General features: G+C 71.6%; 1 pseudogene. It reads right to left on the minus strand.

The features are described from left to right. Positions 1 to 1,409: pseudogene (locus GTW43_RS30855) on the minus strand (alpha-L-rhamnosidase); the annotation flags it as partial. Between the last annotated feature and the right edge of the window lie 136 nt (positions 1,410 to 1,545).

The following is a 1,545-nucleotide window of genomic DNA, read 5'->3' on the forward strand; positions in this document are numbered from 1 at the left end:
GCCGTCCGGGCGCGGCCCGCGGCGAAGTGGGCGTGGACCTCCATGCTTCCGGGGAACGGGTGGACCGAGGTGTCGGTCTTCTCCGGGCTCAGCGCGCCCGTCCTGGTCCAGCGCCGCACCAGTGCCTCGCTGATGGTCCTGGCCCGCTCCGCGTCGTCGACGAGTCCGAACCAGAGGGCGAGCGCGTTGGCGTCCTGCGGGTAGAGCGTCGACGCGGGCTTGTCGCGGTACAGGCCCTTGGCGGCGTCCCAGTAGCCCGCGTCCTCGACCGCCGCCTTCAGGGCCGTGGCCTTCTCGGTGCATGCGGCGGCGGTGGCACGGTCGTCGAGGGCTGTGGCCAGTCCCGCGCAGGCGAGAAGCGCGCGGTACATGATCGCGTTCGCCTCGAGGTTCTTGCCGTCGCTGTCCCGGCGGGCCCAGTCGCTGGAGGCCGTGACGTTCAGGAGGCCGTCGTCGTCGATCTTGGCGGTGATGTGGTCGAGGGCGCGCCTGAACCCGCCGGAGATCTTCCTGGCCCACGTCAGGTCGCCGCTGAACTCTACGTACTCGGCGGTGCCGATGAGCGTCCACAGGTGGTACGCGTCGGAATTGCCGATGAAGTTGACGGCGGGTCCCGCGTACGGCAGCGCCCCGCTCTCCGCCTGGTGGTTGTACAGCGTCTGGAGCGAGTTGCGCATGGTCACGGTGTCGCCGAGCGAGACGTAGTCCGTGAGTCCCGAGATGCCGAGGTCGCCGGGCCAGACCGTGCGGTCCCGCTTCGCACCGTCGACCAGGACGGTGTCGCCGAGCTCGCCGATCCGGGCGCTGTTGTCCCAGCCGAGCTCCGGCGGTCCCCACACCCGGCCCTGGTGCGTCGCGACGATGTTGGTCTGCACCGTGTAGGCGCCCGCGTACCAGATGCGAGTGAGCAGGTCGTCGTCGCAGGAGAAGTAGTTGGGGTAGGCGCGCAGGTCCGCCGTGTTCGGCGCGAAGGCGAGGTCGACACTGACGCCCGTGATCTCGACCGTCCCGTCGCCCTGGTTCACCAGCGTGAGATAGCGGAATCCGCCGCGCAGTTGGGACGCGGGGTTCTGCGTGGCGCCGGTGCCCCCGGTCGGGTTCGACGTCGCGGTGTCGATGCGCCCGCCGGGCAACGCCGTGTAGGTGACCGGGGGTTCGTCGTTCGTCCCGCCGTTGGACCCGTCGCTCGAGGTCGTGCTGATGTACGTGGACAGCTCGCTGTACGTGAGGCCGAGGGCCTGGCCGGGGTCCGTGCCGGGCCCGAGGGTGATCGTGACGTGGCCTCCCACCTCCAGGCCGAAGTCGAGTGTCACAGACGCGCCCTTGCCTCGCAGTCGCGTCGCGGTGGCGCCGTGCTTCCCGGCCGCCAGAGTCTTGGCGCCGTCGACCGATCCGGTGGTTCTCCGCACGGCGGAGGGTCGCACCGTGCGATCGGCCGGCGAGAGCTTGAACCGGTCCCAGGTGCCTCGGGGCGCGGCGGCCGACGACGGCGACTGCGCGGCGCTCGCCCCCGCCGCGGGAGCCCCCGCGGCTTCGGCCGCCCGG

Origin of the sequence: Streptomyces sp. SID5785, assembly GCF_009870065.1 — a bacterium.
In the GTDB taxonomy this organism is placed as follows: domain Bacteria; phylum Actinomycetota; class Actinomycetes; order Streptomycetales; family Streptomycetaceae; genus Streptomyces.